This window comes from Streptomyces barkulensis, from assembly GCF_002843305.1.
Lineage (GTDB): Bacteria > Actinomycetota > Actinomycetes > Streptomycetales > Streptomycetaceae > Streptomyces > Streptomyces barkulensis.
In genome coordinates this window covers 60,744-80,533 of record NZ_PGSG01000089.1, presented here as the reverse complement: position 1 = coordinate 80,533, position 19,790 = coordinate 60,744, and the positions used below count along the sequence as shown (strand labels likewise).

The window sequence follows — 19,790 nt, the reverse complement described above, 5'->3', positions numbered from 1 at the left end:
GTGGCCCGCGTCGCCGTGATCGGTGCCGGCATGGGCGCCCTGGCGGCTGCCGCCCGGCTCGCCCGGCAGGGGCACCGGGTCACCGTGTACGAGCGGGCGGCCGTGTGCGGGGGGAAGCTCGGCACCGTGCGCCGGGACGGTTTCGTCTTCGACACCGGGCCGTCGCTGCTGACCATGCCCGAGGTCTACCGCCGGCTGTTCACGGACACCGGCGCGCCCCTGGAGCGCTGCGTACCGCTGAGGCCGGTGGAGTCGGCCTGCGTCTACCGGTTCGCCGACGCGACCCGTCTGGCGATGCCCGGTGATCCGCGCCTGGTGCCCGGCGCGCTGGACGACGCCCTGGGCGAAGGCGCCGGAGCGCAGTGGGCCCGGCTGCACGCGGCCTCCGGCGAGCTGTGGCGGCTGGTGGGCGAGGACGTGCTGCGGCGGCCGCTCGGCGGCCCGGCGGGACTGCTGCGCCACTCGGTCCGTCCCCGCGGCCTGGCCGCCGTCGCCCCCTGGCGCACCCTGCGGGGCACCGGCCGGCGGTATCTGCACGATCCCCGGCTGCGCATGTGGCTGGAGCGCTACGCCACCTACAGCGGCTCCGATCCCCGGCGCGTGCCCGGCGTGATGTCGGTGGTCCCGTACGTGGAGCAGCACTACGGCAGCTGGTACGTTCCCGGCGGTCTGCGCCTGCTGGCCGAGGCCGTGGAGCGGCGCTGCGCCGAGCTGGGGGTGCGGTTCCGCTACGGCTGCGAGGTCGCGGCGGTGGACACCTCGGGCCGGGGCGTCACCGGGGTCCGCATGGCGGACGGCGCCACGGCGGCGGCGGACGTCGTCGTCTCCGGCATCGACGCCGCGGTCCTCTACGGACGTCTGGCGGCGGACCGGCGCGGTCGCCGGCCCTTGAGCGCCCTCACGCGGGCGCGGCCCTCGCTGTCCGGGTTCGTCCTCCTGCTCGCGCTGCGCGGTCGGGATCCCCGGACACCGCATCACCGGGTCCTGTTTCCGGCGGACTACGACGCGGAGTTCGACGCCGTCTTCGGTGCCCGGGCCCGTCCCGCCGCCGACCCGGCGGTGTACATCAGCGCGCCGGACGACGCCGCGCTGCGTCCCGATGGCGCGCACGAGGCGTGGTTCGTCCTGGTCAACGCCCCCCGGCACGGACAGCGGGGAGCACCCGGCACCGTCGACTGGAGCGTCCCGGGACTCAAGGAGTCCTACGCCGAGCGGATCCTGGACATCATGGCCGCCCGCGGCGCGGACGTGCGCCCGCGCCTGCTGTGGTACGAGGCCCGCAGCCCCGCCGACCTGGAACGCGAGACCGAAAGCCCGGGCGGCGCCATCTACGGCACCTCCTCCAACGGCATCCGCGCCGCTCTTCTCCGGCCGGCCAACCGCTCCCCCGTCCCCGGGCTCTTCCTCGTCGGCGGATCCGCCCACCCCGGCGGCGGCCTTCCGCTGGTGGCGCTGTCGGCGGAGATCGCCGCGGCCCAGATCGGTGGCGCCTGACCGCGCGGAGCCGCTATCTCAGCGCCCGCGCCACCCCGGCCGCCAGTTGTGCGAAGCCGACGGCTCCGGCCGCCGTCCAGCACACCGCGCACACCGTCGCCCAGTCCCACCCCGTCCCCGGCGTGCCGTCGGGCAGCAGGCCGCTGCCCAGGCAGGCGACCGCGCACAGCACGACCCGCAGCGGCCGTTCGGCGATGCTCAGCGCTCCGACTCCGCGCATTCCCGCCGCGTTGGCCCGGGCCCGGACGTACTCGTGCAGCTGGGTCAGGAAAGCGGCCGCCAGGCACCAGGAGGCCGGCGCCCCCAGGACGTACAGGACCGCGACGAGCAGAAGGTCCGCCACCCGGTCGGCCAGGGCGTCCACCACGGCGCCCAGCGGGCGGGCCCGGCCGGTGATCGCGGCGACCGCGCCGTCCAGCCCGTCGAACAGGCCCGACAGGACGACGAGCGCGCAGGCCGCCAGCGGCCAGCGGCCGCCCTCGGCCGCCAGTGCCACGGCGGCGGTGACCGCGAGGGGCCCGGCCAGCGAGAGAAGGTCGGGCGGCAGGGCGCGGAGCGGACGTGTGGAGGCGCAGCGCTGGACCAGCACCACCCACGCCGAGGCCAGAGCGCTGCCGGAGGGATCGTGCCCTCCATGGAGTTCGGCCCACCGGGCCAGGGCGTCGTCGCGGCCGCGCGTGCCGGACCCTGTGGACACCGCCCCGCGGCCGCGGAAGCGCTGCCTCGCGGCCGCGGCCGCGGTCCGAAGCGCCCGCGGCCGCGGGGCCGGCTCACCGGCCGGGCGGTCGCCCGGTACCCGGCCCCTCCGGAGGGGCCGGAACATCGTGAGAAGGGGTTCCGTGCGGCCGTCCAGACAGAGCATCAGCTGGTAGCCGACGAGCAGGACCGCGTGCAGCAGGTACAGCCACAGACCCAGTGCCACGGTGACGCCGGGGACGACGAGTCCTCCGAACGGCAGGCTCCAGTCGACCGGGATGGCCAGGAACACCACGAAGCCGCCGAGGAAACCGCACAGGAAGGCCCCCGTCACGAACGCGGCCGGGACGGTCGCCCGGGGAGCGGCTGCGCCGACGCCGACGAACCGGAAGACCAGGAGGACTTCCGTGGAGAGCAGGACCCACAGCAGGTGGAAGGCGAGAAAGGCGGACAGGGCGGCGGGCCGGCCGCCGGCTTCGGCCAGCCGGGCCAGCGCCGGGCCGGCGTACAGGACGGCGCCCATCAGCAGCGGGGCCGCCACGAGTGCGGGCACCAGCCCCAGCCTGCCCCGCCAGCCGGTGAAGGTGTCCTCCTCCGCCGCCGTCGGGGACAGCTGCAGAAATCCCCGGCGCAGCCCTTCGCCGTACACGGTGGCGGGCACCAGGGCGATGGCGAGAGCGGGCCAGGACAGCCCGACCGCCGCCTCGGCCAGGGTCCGCAGTCCCGTCTGTACCCCGTGCCCGTGGGGGAGCGCGTCCGCGATCTGCGCCACGGCCTGCCGGGTGCCGTCCGCGCCGGTCGCGAACGCGCACAGCCGGAGCAGGAGCAGTGCCAGGGAGACGACGGAGATCATTCCGAAGAAGGAGACTCCCGCCGCGACCAGGGCCACCTGCCTGCCGTGCAGGCCGTCACGCACCTCGCGGACGAGCACGCGCAGCGCACCCCGTCCTGTGTGCGCAACACCAGTCGGCACCGATCGCTCCTCCACATCCGCTATGAGGCGTATGAGCGCTTTGCGGTGACGATACACAGGGCACCGCGCGACAGCGGTCCCCCCGTGGACACACATGCCTTCGCCGCGGCCCCGGCACGGGACCGCGGGGCGGGCGGCGGGGATTTCGCGGCGCATCCGGGGTCTCCCGGCCGGGCCGGGGATGTCTTGATCCCACCCCTTGTCGCTTTGGCATGTCATCGTCATTCTGGGCCACGCGGCGGCTTCTACCCGCATAGAAGAGGCCGTCTGCGTCCGTGCACCGCCTCTCACCCACCCACCCCGTCCCTCCACAGGAGACCCGCGTGGTCAGACACCGGTTCAGGAACACAGTCGTGTGCGCCGCCCTCCTCGCCCTCGGCCTCGGCGGCGTCCAGGGGGCCGCCTCGGCCTCCCCGCCGCCCGCCACATCCCGGGGCCCCGCGACCGTCACCGCGATCGAGGACGGCACCGCCCGTTCACTGGCCGCCTCCCTCTCCGACCCCGCCTGGCAGGCCCGGATCGAGGAGGCCGCCCTCGCCTCGGACGGGGTCGGTCTCGGCGACCTCGCGAGGAAGGCCTCCTCACCGGTCGCGAAGGACTTCCGATCGATGGTCGCCGACGCCGACCGGGACCTGGCGGCGGCCAAGGGCCTCGGCACCGAGACCGGCCCCCTGCTGCGGCTCCGCCTCGCCGACGAGTCGATGCGCGAGGCGCTCGAGGCCGGAGCCGAACCGCTGGTGGCGGCCGCCCCCGCCGACGACAGCGCCACGACGGTCACCGCCTACGACAGCGCGGGCCGCACCCACACGCTGGACACGCACCGGCTCCCCGAACGCCCCGTCTACGTGGTCGGCGTCGACGCCGAGCGGGCCGTCACCGCGGGCATGGCCGTCCTGCGCGAGGAACTCGCCCGGCACGGCCTCTCCACAGCCGGCCCGGTGGACTCCGTGAGCACCGCGAGCGACGGTTTCTGGACAAGCCGTATCACCTCCGTGAGGCTGTCCGACGACGAGGAGCCCTGGATCAAGGGCGATGCCGAGATCTTCTCGCTGGTGACCGGCTTCGGCCCGGACGGCAGGGTACGCGTCGACCCGGTCGACATGCCGTACCTGGAGGAGGACGGCAGGACCTACCAGCCCAACCAGATCCTGGTGAACTGGTCGTACTACAAGTACAACCTCGCCGACGTCGTGATGATGGAGGAGGACAGCGGCACCAACTACCGGTCGCTCGCCAAGGCCCTCGCCAGCGCCCTGCTCACCATCATCGACATGGGCGCCTACACCCCCCTGGTCAACGCCGTACTGGACGCCATGCCCGACCACTGGTGGACCGACGATCCCGACTACGTGGACTCCTGGTACACCCTCGCCCGGAACAGCGCGGGCTCGTTCAGGGGCGCGCGGGGCAACGGCACCATGACGCTCGAGCCGTACTGGGTGTCGGCCTTCTAGGTCCCGCCTCAAAGGGCTCGTGTCCGCCCGGCCGGCCGCCCGGGACTTCCCCGGGCGGCCGGCCGATGCCGGGGCACCGCTCTCTCGCCGGCCGTTACCGGCACGGAGACGGGACAATAAGACCTGGAGGCCGCGAAGCGCATGTCGTGCGCCCGAGCCCCGGCCTCCCTCCTGTGCGCCTGTGCCGACCGGGAAAGCGAGGTGGCCGAGCTGTGCGTGCCTACGATCTGGCTGATCCCTATCCGTGGGTGTCGACCGATGACGACGCGATGGCGGCGGCCCGGCTGTTCGCCAAGCGGCGCCTGCCGGCACTGCTGGTGGTGGATCCCGAGGAGCAGCCGTACGCGGTGGTGCCCGGGTCACAGCTGCTGAGGGCCGCCGTGCCGGACTTCGTCCTGAACGAGCCGGTCCTGGTGGACGTCCTGCGGGACGACCATGTCGAGCGCCTGGCGGAGAGGCTCGACGGGCTCACGGTGGCACAGTGGATCCCCCGGCACGGCACCGTCCCCGCCGTGGTGGGCCGTGACACCAGCGCCGTCCGGATCGCCGCGCTGATGGCCACGACGCACACGCCGCTGGTGGCGGTGGTGGAGAACGACGGTGAGCGGACGCGGACGGTGGGCGCGGTGACCGCGGCGCGGCTGATGGAGTACTTCCTCGCCCAGGGATGAACCGGGGCGAGGGGAGACCCGCCCTGTTCCGCCCCCGGCCCACGTCCCACCGCCCCACAGCGCCGCCTCAGACCGGACGGGCGGGATCGCGGGACACGCCGTGCTCACCGTGTCATCAGGCCGCGATCCTCGAATTCGTCCACGCACTCCCGCGGCACCAGCATGCTCCTGAGGGTCGTGGACGGGCGCACCGGGGTCGCGGACGGGTCGAGCGCTTCGCGTCGCCCGCGTTCGGCCTCGGCGCGGGCCCATGCGATGTCGCCGGCGAGCTCCCGGCAGTCGACGGTGTATGTGGCGGCCGGCGCCGGCTCCCTGCCCGGGGAGGACGGTGTGTCCGCGGACGGCTCGGCCTCCAGGGCGGAGGTGGCGGCGAGGCCGGCCAGGCACAGCACGGCCCACCCCGCCGCGATCCTCCGGCGGGTGCTCACGAGCCGGCCGCTTCGGCGGCGGGGCCGGCTTCGGCGACGGCGCCGCGGTGCGCGAAGGGGCCCCCGGCGGCGAAGACCAGCTCCGCGAAGCGCTCGCCGATGCGGTGGTGAGTGGCGGCGTCGGGGTGGAGCCGGTCGGGCAGCGGCAGTTCGGCCGCGTCGGTCCGGCCGTAGAGGCGGCGGCCGTCGAGGTGGTACAGGTTCGCGTCCTCTTCCGCCCGCCGCGCCACGATCCGGGCCAGCTCCTCCCGGATGACGCCCAGGGTCAGCTTCCCCTGAGCGCGTTCCGCGGGATCGCCCGCGGCCCGGAAGCTCAGCCGCCCGGCGCCGAGGGCGGTGAGGTCCGGGACGCTGGGACCGGGGGTGTCCTCGTGGATGGGACACCAGATGGGCGAGACGACCAGCAGCGGTGTGGTGGGCCGGCCCTCGCGGATGGTGTCGAGGAAGCCGTGGACGGCCGGAACGAAGGCCCGCAGACGCATCAGATCGCTGTTGACCAGATTGATGCCGATCTTGACGCTGATCAGATCGGCGGGGGCGTCGCGCAGGGTGCGGGCGGTGAACGGGTCGAGCAGGGCTCCGCCGCCGAACCCCAGGTTGACCAGCTCCACCCCGGCGCGGGCCGCGGCGAGCGCGGGCCAGGTGGTGGTCGGGCTCGCGGCGTCCGAACCGTGGCTGATGGAACTGCCGTGGTGCAGCCACACCGCGCGGCCCCGCTCCGGTGCGGGCTCAACGGGGGCGTCGGTGCGCAGGGCGACCAGCTCGGTGGTCTCGTTGTGCGGAAGCCATATCTCGACGTCCTTGGCCTCGCCAGGCAGGCCGGTGAAGCGAAGCGTGCCGACCGGGCCGGGCCGGTGCTCGGCGGTGCCGGTGGCCATGTCGATGGTCAGGGTGTCGCCGCCGGCCACACTGGCCCGGCCGGCAAGGCGGCCGTCGACGAGCAGGTCGTAGACGCCGTCGGGGCGGGGCGGGGCGCCGGTGTAGACCCGCTTGGTGGGCAGCACGTCCAGCTCGACGGCGGTGGCACGGGTGCGGAAGACCAGCCGGACCCCGGAGGGCTGGGACTCGGCCATGGCCAGCTGCCCGTCGGTGCACTGGGCGCGGGCCCGGGCGGGCAGCCGGTGCGGCAGGACGCCTCGCGCGGTGCGCTCCAGGTCGAGGGCTCCGCGCAGGAGGTCCGCGGTGACGGGTGTGGTGACGGTGGTGGCGATCCGGTCGTGTTCGGTGTTGTTCATGGCGCAGTCCGTCGGTCGGGGTCGGTCGGGTTGTCCAGGGCTTGTACGTGCGCCGGTACAGAACCCCTCACGGTCACGCACAGGTGGTCGTGAGGGCCGGCGGCGGTGTTCAGCCGGCGGACCGGCCCCGCAGCATGGCGTCGAGGCGGTCCAGCGCCCAGGCCCAGCTCTCCTGCGCGCCGGGGGCGCTGTGGCTGAAGCCGCCGGCCGCCTCCAGGCTGACGTAGCCGTGGAAGACGCTGCCCAGCAGCCGGACGGCGTGCGTCTGCTCCGGTTCCGCCAGGTCGTAGCCGCGCAGGATCGCGCGCATCATCTGCGCGTGTCTGCCCCCGGCGCTCGCGGCCGCCGTGTCCGGGTCGAGTCGCAGCCGTGCCGCGGCGTAGCGGCCGGGGTGTTCCCGTGCGTAGTCACGGTAGGCGTTCGCGAAGGCCTCCAGGGCGTCCCTGCCGGCTCGCCCGGCCAGGGCGTCGGCGGCCCGGTCTGCGAGTTCCTCCAGGGCCAGCAGGGCGATCCCGGTCCTGAGCTCCCGGGAGTTCTCCAGGTGGGAGTACAGGCTCGCGGTCCTGACGCCGAACCGCCTGGCGAGCGCCGAGACGGTCACATGCTCGAAACCGACCTCGTCGGCCAGCTCCGCTCCCGCCCGGACCAGACGTTCCCCGGTCAGTCCTGCCCTCGCCATGGTCTCCCCTCCTTACCCTGAAGCGATTATGCAAAAAACTATACCCATTAGGCAATAGGCTTATCCCATAAGGGAGCGTGCTCGGTGCGCGGCTCCTGGGACGCGGTCCCCTGTCCGGGATGCGGCGCGGGCCGTCTCCGATCACCGACGGCGGGCGCGCCGGTCAGGGCCTGCCTGGATCACCACGTCCGGCAGGTCCTGACCGGGGGTTCGCCACCGGCCGCCGGCGTACCTTCCACCCGGAGCGCCGGACGGGCGGCGCGGCCTCACGGGTCGAGCAGTACCGGCAGGACCCGGCGCAGTTCGCGTTCCCAGTACGGCGGGCTGTGAGTGCCCCGGTAGAAGTGCGTGGTGACGTCGACTCCGGCCTCCTGGAGGCGGCGGGCCACGGTGCGGGACTCGTCCCCCATGACGGCCTCGGTCAGCGAGATCACCTCGTCCTGGTAGAGCGGCGCCAGGTCCGCCAGTCCGGGGATGTCCGGGTCCGGCTCGGTGCCCGGCGGGTCGAGGGCGCCCGGGGTGCCGTCCCCGGCGGCGATGTGGACCCGCGTACCGCGGAGCCGTTCGGCCAGGTGGTAGGGATCGTTGCGCTCCCAGACGTGGCGCTGCCGGACCGGGTCGCCCCAGATCCTCCGCCACGGCACACCGAGGTACTCTGCGCCGCCGCCGACCGCCTCGGGGTACTGGAGGGGGTGGAGGAAGCCGCCGAAACTGGCGGCCGCCTCGAACATCCCGGGGCGGCGCGCCGCGTACTTCACGGCCCCGTACCCGCCCTGCGACTGCCCGGCGATCGACCGCTGCCGTCCGGCCCCGTAGTCGCGCTCCAGGATGGGGACCACCTCGTCGAGGTGGAAGGTCTCCACGGCCGGCGCGCCGCCCTCCCCTCCGTTCCACCAGTCGCTGTAGAAGCCGTAGAACGGCATCTGGGGCACGACGACGAGCGTCCCGCGCAGTTCGGGCCACTCCTCGATGCGGTAGTCGTCGTTGTAGGTGCGGTAGTCCCCGCTGCCGTCGGGCAGCAGGTAGAGCACCGGCCAGCGGTCGCCGGGACGGCGCGAGTCCCATCCGTCCGGGGTCAGCAGCCGTACCTTTCCGGTGCCCGCCAGGGCCGGGGAACGGATGGTCAGATCGAGCAGACGAGGGCCGATCCGTTCCTCGCCGACGACACGGGCCGGACGCTGGGAGCCGGTCGCCGGAGGCTCATGGGACGCGGAGACGGTGGTCGGGGCGTCCCCGGCGGGGAACACCGCCGCGGGAAGCAGTCCGAGGACCGGCACGAGGGCGGCCACCGGCGCGACGAGGCCGAGGCGCATACGAGCACGAGTGCGTTGAGTCATGCCTTCACGGTTACCGGGCCGGGGCCCGCCGGCATCCGGCATGCCACGGACACCGCCCCTGATACCGACCCGGACGGCCTCCTCACACACTCCGACGGCAGACCCGTACCGTCCGCCGCCCCGTCCACCGGAGATTGGTCCCTACGCGCCCTGGCGCGACGGACCGCGTCGCGGTCTCACGCGGCGGTGACGGATCCCGCCCGACGGGGGCGAGCCGGCGGGGCCGGCTCCACGACCAGCAGGGCGGCCGGGTTCCGGTGCGGTCCGGCCGGTCTCCGGAATATTCCTTGACACGAATATTCCCTTCGGAGAATACTTCCTCCCGTGGACGCACTTCTCACCGCGCTGGCCGACCCGGCCCGCAGGCGGCTGGTGACCCTGCTGGCCGAGCGGCCCCGCTCGGTCGGTGTCCTCGCCCAGCTCGCCGAGGCGCGCCAGCCGCAGACGACCAAGCACCTGCAGACCCTGGAACGCGCCGGCATCGTCATCTCCCAGCGCTCCGGCCGGCGCCGTATCTACGCGCTCCGCCCCGGTCCCCTGAGGGAACTGGCGGCCGAGCTCGGCCGGCTCGCCGACACCGCGGACCGAGCCGGCGGCCCGCGCACGACCTACGACCGCTACGGATCCAGCCTCCGAGCGGAGCGGCTCGCCGCGCAGGGGCCGGGGTGGGCCGACGGCCGCTCGTTCCGGTTCCTCCAGCCGCTGGTCGGACGCCCCGAACTGGTCTGGCGCCACCTGACCGAGCCCCCTCTGCTCGCCCGGTGGTGGAAGCCCGACGACCTCCGCGTCTCCGAGCTCGTCTTCGAGGCACGGCCCGGCGGACGGATCGTCCACGAGTACCGCGAGGCCGAGGACGCCGACGGATCCGCCCCGATCGCCGGACGCGCGGAAGGCGTCGTCGACGATGTGCGCCCCGGGGAGCGTCTGGCCTACCGGCTCTCCCCACTGCTTCCCGACGGCGGCCTCGCCTTCACCGCCCACATCGACCTGGGCCTGCGGCCCACCGGGACCGGTACGGACCTGGACGTCCACTACCGGATCACCGACAGCACCGTCGAATCCGCCGACTTCGTCGCGGGCATCGAGATCGGCTTCGGCCAGAGCCTCGGCAAACTCGCGGCGGCCCTCGCCGCGGACACACACGAAACCACCGGCACCGACACAAGGAGTACCAAGTGACCGAGCAGACCTCCGGCCGCAGGGTCGTCGCCAACATGGCCCTCTCCCTCGACGGCCGCTACGCCGCGCCGGACAACCCCCTGGACATGAGCTGGGTGATGCCCTACGCCCACACCGACGTCGCCCGCGACCACATGGCCGGTCTCCGCGAGCCGGCGACGACGGCCCTGCTCGGACGGGTCAACGCCGAGGGATTCCTGGGTTTCTGGCCCACCGTCATCGGCATGGAGGGCGCCGATCCGCGCGACGAGGCCTTCGCGAAGTGGCTCGTCGACGCCGACAAGGTGGTCCTCTCCTCCACCCTCAAGGAGGCTCCGTGGGAGCGGACGGCGGTCGTCGACGGGCCTGCCGCCGAAGTGGTCTCGGACCTCAGGACCACAGAGGGCGGAGACATCCTGGTGCTCTCCAGCGCGAGCGTCATCAAGGCGCTGCTGGCCGCCGACGAGGTGGACCGGCTGGCCCTCACGGTCTTCCCGGTCTTCCTCGGCGGCGGGCCGCGCCTGTTCGACGACGGCCTGCCCGCGGGGCGGTGGGCCCTCGCCGGCCAGGCCGCGGGCGAGCACGGCACGCTGGCCCTCGTCTACGACCGGGTCCGCTGAGCCGGACGGTCATCCGGCTCGGGCGGCACCGCCTGCGCCACGCCCGGCCACCACCGGCAGATCGTCCTCGGAGAGCCAGGAGCCGGCGGGACGCTCCAGCCAGCCTTCGGCGGCGCCCAGCTCATGGGCCGCGCCGATCAGGTGTCCCAGGCCCGGATGACGCAGACCACGGCGCCAGACCATGGAGACGGGCGCCGGCGGCACCGGATCGGTCAACGGGCGCAGGGCCATCTCCGGCACGTCCGAGAACTCCACGTTGGCCAGCACCGACCAGCCCTGCTTGCGGACTATCCGGCCGAACTCCGCCTCGCCCTCGATCTCGGGGAAGGGCGGGGCAAGCCTGATGCCGTGCCCCGCGAACAGCGTCCGCGCCAGATCCGTCCACTCGGTGGTGTCCTCGTTGCCCGCCGCCGCGTACACCGTCTCACCGGCCAGTGCGTCCAGAGGCACCCGGGGCAGGGCGGGCGGCGGCACGGGTGAAGTGCAGCTCCTCCGCGACGGCCACGAAGGACCGCAGCAACCGGGGGTTGGCGTCGCCGCGCACGGGTCCATTGCCCACCACCGCCCGCGATTCACAACATCACCGCCTGAGTGACCGGCGAACAGGTGTTGGACCCGGCCCCGGAAGTCCGGCGAAGCTGAATCCATGTCAGCTTCCGGAAGAACCCGCCCAGCGCACCCCTCGCACCGCATCCTGCCGACCGTCGTCGGCCACACTCTGATCGCCGGCGCGTCCTCCGTCCCCGCGGATCCGCCGGCCACCACCCGGCGACGGTGGCGGCCGGGCAGGGCGTGGCGATCGCTGAAACGCCGGGTGCGCGCCACCGCGCCGGGTGATGTGCGATCGCCGTGAAGCTTCCGCGATCCGGAGGCCGTCCGCCCGCGCGCCCCGGCACCACCGGGTCCGCATGCCCGGGCTCACCGGTGTGATCACCGAGCGGATCACCTGGATCCGCTCCCCGGGCGCATTGGGATCCAAGGGCGGAGCATCTTGCCACCCCTATCGAATTTCGATAGATTCCTGTCGTTGCTCGACAGGAGGAGATGTGATGGGAAAGTCGGCGGTGCTCGCACTGCGTGCCGTACTCGCGGCGTTGCTCACCGGTTCGGTGTTCGTACAGGCGGTGATGGTGCCGCTGCTGGCCGCCGACCTGGAGGAGCTCGGCCCGGAACTCGCCCATCTGCGCGCCCCGTTCCTCTTGATCACGGTCCTGGGCATCGTGACGGTCCAGGTCGTCCTGGTCTGCGTGTGGCGACTGGTGACGATGGTGCGGCGCGGGACGGTGTTCTCCCACGCCGCCTTCCGGTACGTGCACATCGTGATCGGCGCTTTCGTCGCGGCCGCGCTCCTGGTGTTCGCGCTCGGGGTGCTCCTCGCGCCGGGTGAGGCAGTGGCTCCGGGTGTAGTCCTTCTGCTGGGCGGGGGCTGTCTGGCGGTCTTCGGGGTGGCGCTCGTCGTGCTCGTGCTGCGCATGCTGCTCGCCCAGGCCGTGGCACGGGACGTCGAGGCGGCGCGGATGCGGGCCGAACTGGAGGAGGTGATCTGATGCCGATCACCGTCGACATCGACGTGATGCTGGCCAGACGGAAGATGTCCGTGGGTGAACTCGCGAACCGGGTCGGGATCACGCCCGCCAATCTGGCGGTGCTCAAGAACGGACGGGCCAAGGCGGTGCGCTTCACCACGCTCGCCGCGCTCTGCGAGGTGCTCGAATGCCAGCCGGGGGACCTGCTGCGCTGGGAGCCCGGGGGCGCCGAGGACACCGAGGACAGCGCTGCGCGCGGAGTCGGGCACCCGTGACCGAGGGGGCATGAGCACGCTCACCGCAGGGCCGCTCGCGGACAGGGCGCACGGCGGTGGCCACCCGGACCCGTCCGCGCCGATCCCGGTGGTGTACGCCGCCCGGAACGGTGCTGTTCCGGGCAGGCAGCGCACACCGCGACCGAACACGTGCGGGGAGGGAGGACCGTCCTGGAGCCCCGGCCCGGACGCGCCCGGCCGGTTCCGGGTCGGGCGCCGTACCGCTTACAGGGCCATCTCGTAGGCCCCGGCGAGAGATTCGACCCGTTCCCACACGCGCGCCGACCGGGCGGCGTCGGCGAGGGACGCCGGACCGCGCCCAGGGCCCAGTCCTGCTGCCGGGCCGTCGCGGAGTCCTTGCCGTGCAGTTCGACGGCGTGCGCGGAGAAGTCGCGGACGAGTACGGCGAACATCTCGTCGAGCACGTCCTCGTCCAGGTCCGTCAGGCCCGCCTGTTCCAGGATCAGCTGACCGTGGACGACCAGGGCGAACAGCCGGCCGACGGCGAGGAGCAGATCGAGATCGCGGCTCTGCTCCTGGTCGGGGCGGCGGTGGCGACGAACTCGCACAGGGCGTCCACCACCTGCTCGCGGAAGCATCCGGCGTTGGGCAGGTGGGCGTAGGCGTCGGAGGCGGCCCGCCCGGTGTGCAGGACGTCCGGCGGGCCGACCGGGTAGTCCTCGAGGCGGAACTCGCTGACGTGCTTCGAGGAGTCGACGACGTTCTTCACCAGGCGGTAGGCCGGACGGCGGCTGTCGGCCGCGAAGAGGACATAGGCGTCCGGGCCCTCGGCATCGGTGGGGCGGCCGAAGACGGAGACGAGGCCGGCGGCGTTCCCGTTGCCGATGTAGTACTTGGAGCCGTTCGCCCGGAAGCCCGCTCGCCGGAGCCCGAACTCCCTTTTCCCGTCAAGCGGTTGGCTGGACCCGGCGCCGTGCCCGCACGCGCGGGTCCAGCCATGCGCGGGTCTCGGCCCGGCCTTCGGCGGTGATCGCGGGCGACGACCGCCGGACGAGGTGGAAGGGTGTACTCCGCAACCTTCCGGAGCCTTGCCATTCCAGCGGACGCCACCCTATCCTCACCGAAAGAAAGCGCTTTCTCCGCTCATGGGGTCCGCTCCGCCGAAGGCGGCCACCACGGCACCTGCCGCGACCTCGCACGCAAGCCGCCACCGTTCCGCCGCAAAGACTTCACCCGGATGTCGACGCGCCACGAAGCGAAAGGGCATACGCCACGATGAAGACCCATCGCGCCGTCCGCAGCGGCTTTGACGGCGACGGCCTCCCGTAGCGGATGACGGACCACGCCACCCACCCGGGCAGTCACCCCGCGCGGGGCGGCACCCCGCGGACGCCGCCCGACGGGGCGGCCGGGAGTGCGGCCACGGCGGCCCCGGGACCCGCGCTCCGCGGCGAACCACCGAACCCCCCACCCCGAAGGAGAGGATTCATCCCCGGGCCGGTCTGCCGATCTCCGGCCTGCCCGGCGGCAGACCGACAGACCGGCAGACCGGCAGACCGACGGCACCGACAGTTGAATGTCATGCGCACGACATTACGTAACAGCGTTCAGTGTTCGAAGAGGAAGTGGGAGACGAGATGAGACGAGCAGTCGCACTGCGGCTCTACGCGGGACTGGCCACGATGGGACTCGCGACCGCCACCGGTGTGGTCCTGACGATGCCCGCGGCGTCGGCGGCACCCGGCGGCCCCACCGGCTACGCGACCCAGAACGGCGGGACCACCGGTGGCGCGGGCGGGCAGACGGTCAGGGCCACCACGGGGACCGCGATCCACCAGGCCCTGTGCGGCCGGGCCAGCAGCAGCACCCCGATCACCATCCAGGTCGAGGGCACCATCAACCACGGCAACACCAGCAAGGTGTCGGGCGACAGCTGCAACACCGACGACGACAGGATCGAACTCAAGCAGATCAGCAACGTCACGATCGTCGGGGTCGGCAGTGGGGCCGTCTTCGACCAGCTGGGCATCCACATCCGCGAGGCCAGCAACATCATCATCCAGAACGTGACGGTCAAGAACGTCAAGAAGTCGGGCTCGCCCACGTCCAACGGCGGTGACGCCATCGGCATGGAGAGCGGTGTCCGCAACGTCTGGGTCGACCACGTCACCCTGGAGGCCTCGGGCGGGGAATCGGAGGGGTTCGACGGCCTCTTCGACATGAAGGACGACACCAAGTACGTGACGCTGTCCTACAGCGTCCTGCGCAACTCCGGCCGCGGCGGCCTGGTCGGCTCCAGTGAGAGCGACCGCTCCAACGGCTTCATCACCTACCACCACAACCTGTACGAGAACATCGACTCCCGCGTTCCCCTGCTGCGCGGCGGCATAGCCCACATCTACAACAACCACTACGTGGGCATCAGCAAGTCCGGCATCAACTCCCGTGCCGGGGCCCGCGCCAAGGTGGACAACAACTACTTCGAGGACTCCAAGGACGTCCTGGGCACCTTCTACACCGACGAGGCCGGCTACTGGCAGGTCGGCGGCAACGTCTTCGACAACGTGACCTGGTCCAGCCGCAGCGGCGACAACAACCCGGCCGGTCCGAACCCGCAGTCCAACACCACCGTCAGCATCCCCTACTCCTACGACCTCGACGGCGCCGACTGCGTGCCGGGCGTCGTGAGCCAGACGGCGGGGGCGGGCAAGGGCCTGAGGGTGTCGGACGGAAGCTGCTCGCCGCAGACTCCGGACCCGACCCCGACGCCGACCGACCCCGGACCGACGCCGACCGACCCCACGCCCACGCCGTCCCAGCCCGGCGGAACCAATCTCAGCATCGGGGCCGGTTCCGACGGTTCCGGCAAGGCGAGCGGAACGAGCTACGGCAACGTGCGCGACGGTGACATGGGCACGTACTGGTCGCCGACCGGATCGACCGGGTCGATCTCGATCAAGTGGGGCTCCGCCACCACCGTCTCCAAGATCAACATCAGGGAGGCGGCGGGCTCCGAGGGCAACATCGGCTCCTGGCGGGTCGTCGACCACGACACCGGCGCCGTCCTGACCTCGGGCAGCGGAGCGGGCGTCATCACCTTCCCGCAGACCTCGCTGCGCAAGATCACCTTCGAGATCACCGGCTCGTCCGGCACCCCGAGGGTCGCCGAGTTCGAGACCTACGCCGGATAGCGGCACACCCCGCCGCCCGTCCGGGGCCGGTACTCCCCGGCCCCGGACGGGCGGCGGCGCGGACGTCAACGTCAGTTCTCGCTCCGGCAACGATCGTTGTGAAGAATGGCCCTGGTCGCGACAGAGGCCGTAGTCTCGGCTTACCATCGGGTGACGACCGTTCGGAGGGCATGGTGACCGAGGCCTCTCGCAACCCCTTGGACGAGGTTCTGGAGCGTCTGGACGCTCTGTCGAAGAGCAGAGGGCTCACCCGCGACGACGTCCTGGACCTCGGTGAGCTGTCGGCCGCCACCGGCCTCGGCGCCAGGGAGATCCGCACCCTGCTGAGGGGCGGGAGGGTGCGGGAGCGCAAGGTGGGCGAGACCGCCCCCCGGCGGGTGAACTTCCTGTACGAGCGGCTCGTGAGGGAAAGCGGAAGGAGGCCGGCCGACATCGTCGGCGAGGTGGCGGCCCGCCTGGGGGTGACCGGTGCCTGGGCCCGCAGCCTCCTCCAGGGCGGGAAGTGCCCCAATGTGCCGCATCTCGCCGCGCTGGCCGACTACTTCGGGGTGCCGCTGACCTTCTTCACCGACTCTCCCCGCGACGCGCTGACCCGTGAACTGCGACCGGTCGTGGGCCGGCTGGAGTCGGAGCCGGCCGGGAGGGAGCTCGACGACCCCCTGACCGCCCTCGTCGGGGAGCACGGCGCCAGGGCGATCGCCGCCCGCGGCGGCGGGCCCGCCCTCACCCGTACTCAGCGGGAGGCCATCGCCAGGTTCGTCGTCGACTTCGTCACGGACTCGGAGCCCGGACGATGAGGAGGGAGGGCCGAGGGCGCAGGGGCATCGGCAGGAGCACCCGCAAGGCCATGGACGAACTCGCCCGCCGGCTCATGGACGGCCTCAGCCGCGACCCCGGGCTGCGGGTGCCGACGGACGCGGAGTCGCTGTGCCGGGCACTGTGCCGGGAGATGGGCGCGCTCCGGGGCCGCCCTCTGGAGCTGAGGGTCGAGGAACTGCCGCGCGAGGCGGGCGGCATCACCGGCCTGATGCTGTCCCTGGAGGAACGGGACGTGATCCTCGTCGAACGCAGGGTGGACGCCCCGCAGAAGCCGATCATCGTGGGCCACGAGCTGTGGCACCTGCACCAGGGCCACAGCAGCTACCCGGGCCAGGTGGAAGGCGGCACCGCCGCCGCCCGCATGCTGTCCCCCGCGGACCGGCCCGGCGACGGCGCGGTGCTGTACGCCGCGGCGCGCAGCCACTGCGACGCCCGGGAGGAGGGGGAGGCCGAGGCGTTCGGTGTACGCCTGTACAGGGATTTCCGCAGATGGCTCGTGGACGACCCGCTGGCCGTCCCCCGCCCTGCCCGTACCGACGCGGTGGTGACCCGGCTGCGGACCACTCTCGGTCCCCGGTGAGGCGGCCGGACCACCCATGGACGCCTCCGAAGACGTCATCCCCCACATCTACTACCTCGCGGCGGTCGTGGCGCTGCTGCCCCTGTTCCTCAAGATGCGCTCCACCATCCGCGCGCGGCGCGAGTCGCTGCTCCGCATGGCGAGTCTGCTGCTGGTCATGGCCTTCCTCGTCCTCGCCTCCGCTGCGCCCCAGAGCATCGCGCTGATCAACCGGACCACCGGCGTGACCAACATCGCGGCGCCCTGGGTCTACAGCCTGCTCACCGCGTTCAGCGCCTGCTGCCTGCTGATGCTCACCGCGTGGCGGGACGGGACCACCGCGTCGGCCGGCCGCGTGATGCGATGGGTCATCGCCGTGTACTCGCTGGTCATCGTCGCGCTGTGGGTGCTCTTCGCCCTCGGTGACCCCGCTGTCGAGCGCCTGCGCGACTTCGACACGTACTACGCCGACGAGCCGTATCTGCGCGAGATGATCACGCTCTACATCGTGGCCCACACCGTCGCCAACACCGTCAACTTCGTGCTGCTGTGGTCATGGGAACGCCGGGTGCGCCGCGTCGACGCCTGGCTCCGTACCGGACTGCTGCTCATGGGCACCGGTTACATCGCCACCCTCGCCTTCAACGGCTTCAAGCTCACCGCGGTCGTCGGCCGGTGGAGCGGCCATGACCTGGACTGGCTGAGCACCCAGGCCGCCCCGCTGGCCGGCGCCATCGGCTCCATCCTGGTCGGCGCGGGCTTCCTGGTCCCCCACGCGGGCCAGGCTGCCTACGAGTTCTGGCGGGCCGCCCTCCGTCACCGCAGGCTCCTGCCCCTGTGCCGGCTGCTGAAGGAGCATGTCCCGGCCGGGCCCTCCACACTCGTCGGCAAGCCGGACATCCACACCTCCCTGACGATCCGGGAGAAGGAGATACGGGACAGCCTGTACACCCTGGCCCCCTATCTGGACCATGAGCTGTACCGCCGGGCCCGCCGGGCGGCCCTCGACCCCGATCCCGTGCTCGGGGAGTCGCTGGGCCGGCGGCTCACACCCCGGGAGGCCGAGGGCGTCGCCGGCGCCGTGGCCGTCTCCGCCGCCATCGCCGCCCGCGCGGACGATCCCGGCAGGGGCTCCGAGTGGAGGAGTCCCGACAGTCTGCTCCGCGACGTCGAAGCCGTCTCCGGGGCACTGCGCCGCCCCGGCCTCGTCGAGGCGGTCCGCCGCAGCGCGGCCGCCAGGTCGGAGAGCACACCCGCCGCATGGAACGACACCCCCGCCCCATGAGATCCGCGAGAACCGCGAGAACCGCGATAGTCCTCGGCGGCAGCATGGCCGGCATGCTCGCGGCCCGCGCGCTGGCCGACTTCGCGGCCGTCACCGTCGTGGAGCGCGACACCCTGCCCGAAGGGCCCGGGCCCCGCAGGGGGTTGCCCCAGGCGCAGCACACCCATGTGCTGTGGTCCGGCGGCGCCAGAGCCGTCGAGGAGCTGCTGCCCGGTACCGCGGCTCTGCTCGGGGAGCGCGGAGCGCACCACGTGCCGGTGCCCACCGACATGGTCGTCCTCAGCCCGCGGGGATGGTTCAGGCGCTGGGAGGAGTCCCACCACACGCTGCTGTGCAGCCGTGAGCTGCTCGACTGGACCGTGCGCCGGCAGGTGCTCGGCCATGAGCGCGTCACCGTCTCGGAGAACACCACGGCCGAAGGTCTGCTCGGCGACGCGGACGCGGTCACCGGCGTCCGTGTCCGCCGGGCGGACGGCAGGGAGGAACGGCTCACCGCGGACCTGGTCGTCGACGCCACCGGCCGCGCCTCGCGCGCGTCCTCCTGGCTGCGGGAGCTGGGGCTGCCCGCTCCGGCCGAGCGGAGGATCGACCCGGGCCTCGTCTACGCCAGCCGTGTCTTCCGGGCTCCCGCCGCCGTGCGCGCCCTGGGGCGTTTCCCCACCGTCATCGTCCAGGCCGATCCCCGGAGGGCTCCCGGACAGGGCGCCTCGCTGATCATGATCGAGGACGGGCGCTGGATCGTGACCCTCTTCGGTACCCGTGGGGGCGAACCCCCAGGAGGCGGCGACGCTTTCACGGACTTCGCCCTGCGGGCGCCACGGCATCCGGTCGTCGGCCGGCTCATCGCGGACGCCGAGCCCCTGACCGAGGTCACCCTCACCCGCAGCACCGCCAACTACCGCCGCTTCTACGAGCGGATGCGCCGCTGGCCCGAGGGGTTCGCCGTCCTCGGCGACGCACTGGCGGCCTACAACCCCAGTTACGGACACGGGATGTCCACCGCGGCCCAGAGCGCCGTCGCCCTGCGCGACACGGTCGGGCGCCGCGGCTGGGACGCCCCGGGGCTGGCGCGGCACGTCCAGAGGGCCGTGGCCGGGCCGGTGGACGCCGCATGGATCCTGGCCGTCGGTCAGGACGTGCTCTACCCGGGCGCCACCGAGCACGGTCCCACCCTCCGGGACAAGCTCGCGTCCGCCTACGTCAGCCGGCTGCTCCACACCGCGACCGGCGACGGCTGGGTGGCCCGCCGCGTCACCGACGTCACCTCCCTCGAACGCCCGGCGTCCGTTCTGGGCGACCCCCGGCTGTCCCTCGCCGCGCTCCGCGGGCCCCGCCGACCGAAACTTGACGGGCCTCCCCTCACCGGGGAGGAGATGGCCGCCGCCGGCCTGCCCGCCTCGTCCGTCACCGCTTCCGGGTGACCGGCCGC

At 72.9% G+C, this 19,790-nt stretch carries 16 protein-coding genes and 3 pseudogenes; 12 read left to right on the top strand and 7 right to left on the bottom strand.

Annotated elements, in window-relative coordinates:
- Nucleotides 1-1,494 carry a phytoene desaturase family protein gene (locus CUT83_RS17665; protein WP_101256818.1) on the top strand — a complete coding sequence of 498 codons (1,494 nt, stop codon included), beginning with the start codon at nt 1-3 and terminating at the stop codon, nt 1,492-1,494.
- A gap of 13 nt (nt 1,495-1,507) precedes the next feature.
- On the opposite strand, the gene CUT83_RS17660 is transcribed toward CUT83_RS17665, so the two are convergent.
- Nucleotides 1,508-3,163, bottom strand: coding sequence for a YhjD/YihY/BrkB family envelope integrity protein (locus CUT83_RS17660; RefSeq protein WP_158239028.1), 1,656 nt, complete (start codon nt 3,161-3,163; stop codon nt 1,508-1,510).
- Nucleotides 3,164-3,486: 323 nt separating this feature from the next.
- Between CUT83_RS17660 and CUT83_RS17655 the strand changes: the two genes are divergently transcribed.
- Both CUT83_RS17655 and CUT83_RS17650 read left to right on the top strand, forming a co-directional pair.
- Nucleotides 3,487-4,617 carry a DUF3103 family protein gene (locus CUT83_RS17655; RefSeq protein WP_101256816.1) on the top strand — a complete coding sequence of 377 codons (1,131 nt, stop codon included), beginning with the start codon at nt 3,487-3,489 and terminating at the stop codon, nt 4,615-4,617.
- 248 nt (nt 4,618-4,865) lie between these two features.
- Complete coding sequence (locus CUT83_RS17650) at nt 4,866-5,288, top strand: CBS domain-containing protein (RefSeq protein ID WP_143688587.1); 423 nt, start codon at nt 4,866-4,868, stop codon at nt 5,286-5,288.
- A 104-nt stretch (nt 5,289-5,392) separates the two neighbouring features.
- Here the strand turns inward: CUT83_RS17650 and CUT83_RS17645 are convergent, their stop codons facing one another.
- The 4 genes and pseudogenes from CUT83_RS17645 to CUT83_RS17630 form a co-directional block, all read right to left on the bottom strand.
- A complete protein-coding gene (locus tag CUT83_RS17645) occupies nt 5,393-5,716 on the bottom strand; it encodes a hypothetical protein (protein WP_143688586.1) in 324 nt (107 codons plus the stop codon).
- Nucleotides 5,713-6,951 (bottom strand): SGNH/GDSL hydrolase family protein, encoded by a 1,239-nt coding sequence (locus CUT83_RS17640; protein WP_101256813.1) that lies wholly within the window; start codon nt 6,949-6,951, stop codon nt 5,713-5,715. The genes CUT83_RS17645 and CUT83_RS17640 overlap by 4 nt, the downstream gene beginning before the upstream one ends.
- Nucleotides 6,952-7,060: 109 nt before the next feature.
- Nucleotides 7,061-7,630 carry a TetR/AcrR family transcriptional regulator gene (locus tag CUT83_RS17635; protein WP_101256812.1) on the bottom strand — a complete coding sequence of 190 codons (570 nt, stop codon included), beginning with the start codon at nt 7,628-7,630 and terminating at the stop codon, nt 7,061-7,063.
- Nucleotides 7,631-7,980: 350 nt separating this feature from the next.
- A pseudogene (locus CUT83_RS17630) lies at nt 7,981-8,943 on the bottom strand (alpha/beta hydrolase); the annotation flags it as partial.
- 348 nt (nt 8,944-9,291) lie between these two features.
- Between CUT83_RS17630 and CUT83_RS17625 the strand changes: the two are divergent.
- Together CUT83_RS17625 and CUT83_RS17620 are read left to right on the top strand one after the other, a co-directional pair.
- Nucleotides 9,292-10,146 carry a metalloregulator ArsR/SmtB family transcription factor gene (locus CUT83_RS17625; RefSeq protein WP_101256810.1) on the top strand — a complete coding sequence of 285 codons (855 nt, stop codon included), beginning with the start codon at nt 9,292-9,294 and terminating at the stop codon, nt 10,144-10,146.
- Nucleotides 10,143-10,745: a dihydrofolate reductase family protein gene (locus CUT83_RS17620; RefSeq protein WP_101256809.1), complete on the top strand. Its 603-nt coding sequence runs from the start codon at nt 10,143-10,145 to the stop codon at nt 10,743-10,745. The genes CUT83_RS17625 and CUT83_RS17620 overlap by 4 nt, the downstream gene beginning before the upstream one ends.
- 9 nt (nt 10,746-10,754) lie before the next feature.
- On the opposite strand, the pseudogene CUT83_RS17615 reads toward CUT83_RS17620, so the two are convergent.
- Nucleotides 10,755-11,216 (bottom strand): annotated as a pseudogene (locus CUT83_RS17615) (type 2 periplasmic-binding domain-containing protein); the annotation flags it as partial.
- Between the two features lie 578 nt (nt 11,217-11,794).
- On the opposite strand from CUT83_RS17615, the gene CUT83_RS17610 reads away from it, so the two are divergent.
- Together CUT83_RS17610 and CUT83_RS17605 are read left to right on the top strand one after the other, a co-directional pair.
- Entirely contained in the window at nt 11,795-12,292 is a 498-nt protein-coding gene (locus tag CUT83_RS17610) for a DUF2975 domain-containing protein (RefSeq protein ID WP_101256808.1), read from the top strand.
- Complete coding sequence (locus CUT83_RS17605; RefSeq protein WP_101256807.1) at nt 12,292-12,546, top strand: helix-turn-helix domain-containing protein; 255 nt, start codon at nt 12,292-12,294, stop codon at nt 12,544-12,546. Before CUT83_RS17610 ends, CUT83_RS17605 begins: the two co-directional genes overlap by 1 nt.
- A 225-nt stretch (nt 12,547-12,771) precedes the next feature.
- On the opposite strand, the pseudogene CUT83_RS17600 reads toward CUT83_RS17605, so the two are convergent.
- A pseudogene (locus CUT83_RS17600) lies at nt 12,772-13,423 on the bottom strand (hypothetical protein); the annotation flags it as partial.
- Nucleotides 13,424-14,144: 721 nt separating this feature from the next.
- Here CUT83_RS17600 and CUT83_RS17595 point away from each other — a divergent pair.
- The 5 genes from CUT83_RS17595 (at nt 14,145) to CUT83_RS17575 (ending at nt 19,782) form a co-directional block, all read left to right on the top strand.
- On the top strand, nt 14,145-15,698 hold the full coding sequence (locus CUT83_RS17595) for a pectate lyase family protein (protein WP_101256806.1): 1,554 nt from the start codon (nt 14,145-14,147) through the stop codon (nt 15,696-15,698).
- Between the two features lie 173 nt (nt 15,699-15,871).
- On the top strand, nt 15,872-16,495 hold the full coding sequence (locus CUT83_RS17590) for a helix-turn-helix domain-containing protein (RefSeq protein ID WP_143688585.1): 624 nt from the start codon (nt 15,872-15,874) through the stop codon (nt 16,493-16,495).
- The gene (locus tag CUT83_RS17585) at nt 16,492-17,097 is read left to right on the top strand and encodes a toxin-antitoxin system, toxin component family protein (RefSeq protein WP_143688584.1); all 606 of its coding nucleotides are present in this window, start codon (nt 16,492-16,494) and stop codon (nt 17,095-17,097) included. Before CUT83_RS17590 ends, CUT83_RS17585 begins: the two co-directional genes overlap by 4 nt.
- Nucleotides 17,098-17,113: 16 nt before the next feature.
- Complete coding sequence (locus CUT83_RS17580; RefSeq protein ID WP_240957861.1) at nt 17,114-18,361, top strand: MAB_1171c family putative transporter; 1,248 nt, start codon at nt 17,114-17,116, stop codon at nt 18,359-18,361.
- Nucleotides 18,358-19,782 (top strand): FAD-dependent oxidoreductase, encoded by a 1,425-nt coding sequence (locus CUT83_RS17575; protein ID WP_240957863.1) that lies wholly within the window; start codon nt 18,358-18,360, stop codon nt 19,780-19,782. Before CUT83_RS17580 ends, CUT83_RS17575 begins: the two co-directional genes overlap by 4 nt.
- Nucleotides 19,783-19,790 lie beyond the last annotated feature (8 nt).

What these genes read in the sequence shown, in the direction of transcription:
- CUT83_RS17580 (WP_240957861.1), top strand. Translation starts at nt 17,114, where the DNA reads ATGGACGCCTCCGAAGACGTCATCCCCCACATCTACTACCTCGCGGCG.
- CUT83_RS17585 (WP_143688584.1), top strand. Translation starts at nt 16,492, where the DNA reads ATGAGGAGGGAGGGCCGAGGGCGCAGGGGCATCGGCAGGAGCACCCGC.
- CUT83_RS17605 (WP_101256807.1), top strand. Translation starts at nt 12,292, where the DNA reads ATGCCGATCACCGTCGACATCGACGTGATGCTGGCCAGACGGAAGATG.
- CUT83_RS17595 (WP_101256806.1), top strand. Translation starts at nt 14,145, where the DNA reads ATGAGACGAGCAGTCGCACTGCGGCTCTACGCGGGACTGGCCACGATG.
- CUT83_RS17635 (WP_101256812.1), bottom strand. Translation starts at nt 7,630, where the DNA reads ATGGCGAGGGCAGGACTGACCGGGGAACGTCTGGTCCGGGCGGGAGCG.
- CUT83_RS17610 (WP_101256808.1), top strand. Translation starts at nt 11,795, where the DNA reads ATGGGAAAGTCGGCGGTGCTCGCACTGCGTGCCGTACTCGCGGCGTTG.
- CUT83_RS17575 (WP_240957863.1), top strand. Translation starts at nt 18,358, where the DNA reads ATGAGATCCGCGAGAACCGCGAGAACCGCGATAGTCCTCGGCGGCAGC.
- CUT83_RS17640 (WP_101256813.1), bottom strand. Translation starts at nt 6,951, where the DNA reads ATGAACAACACCGAACACGACCGGATCGCCACCACCGTCACCACACCC.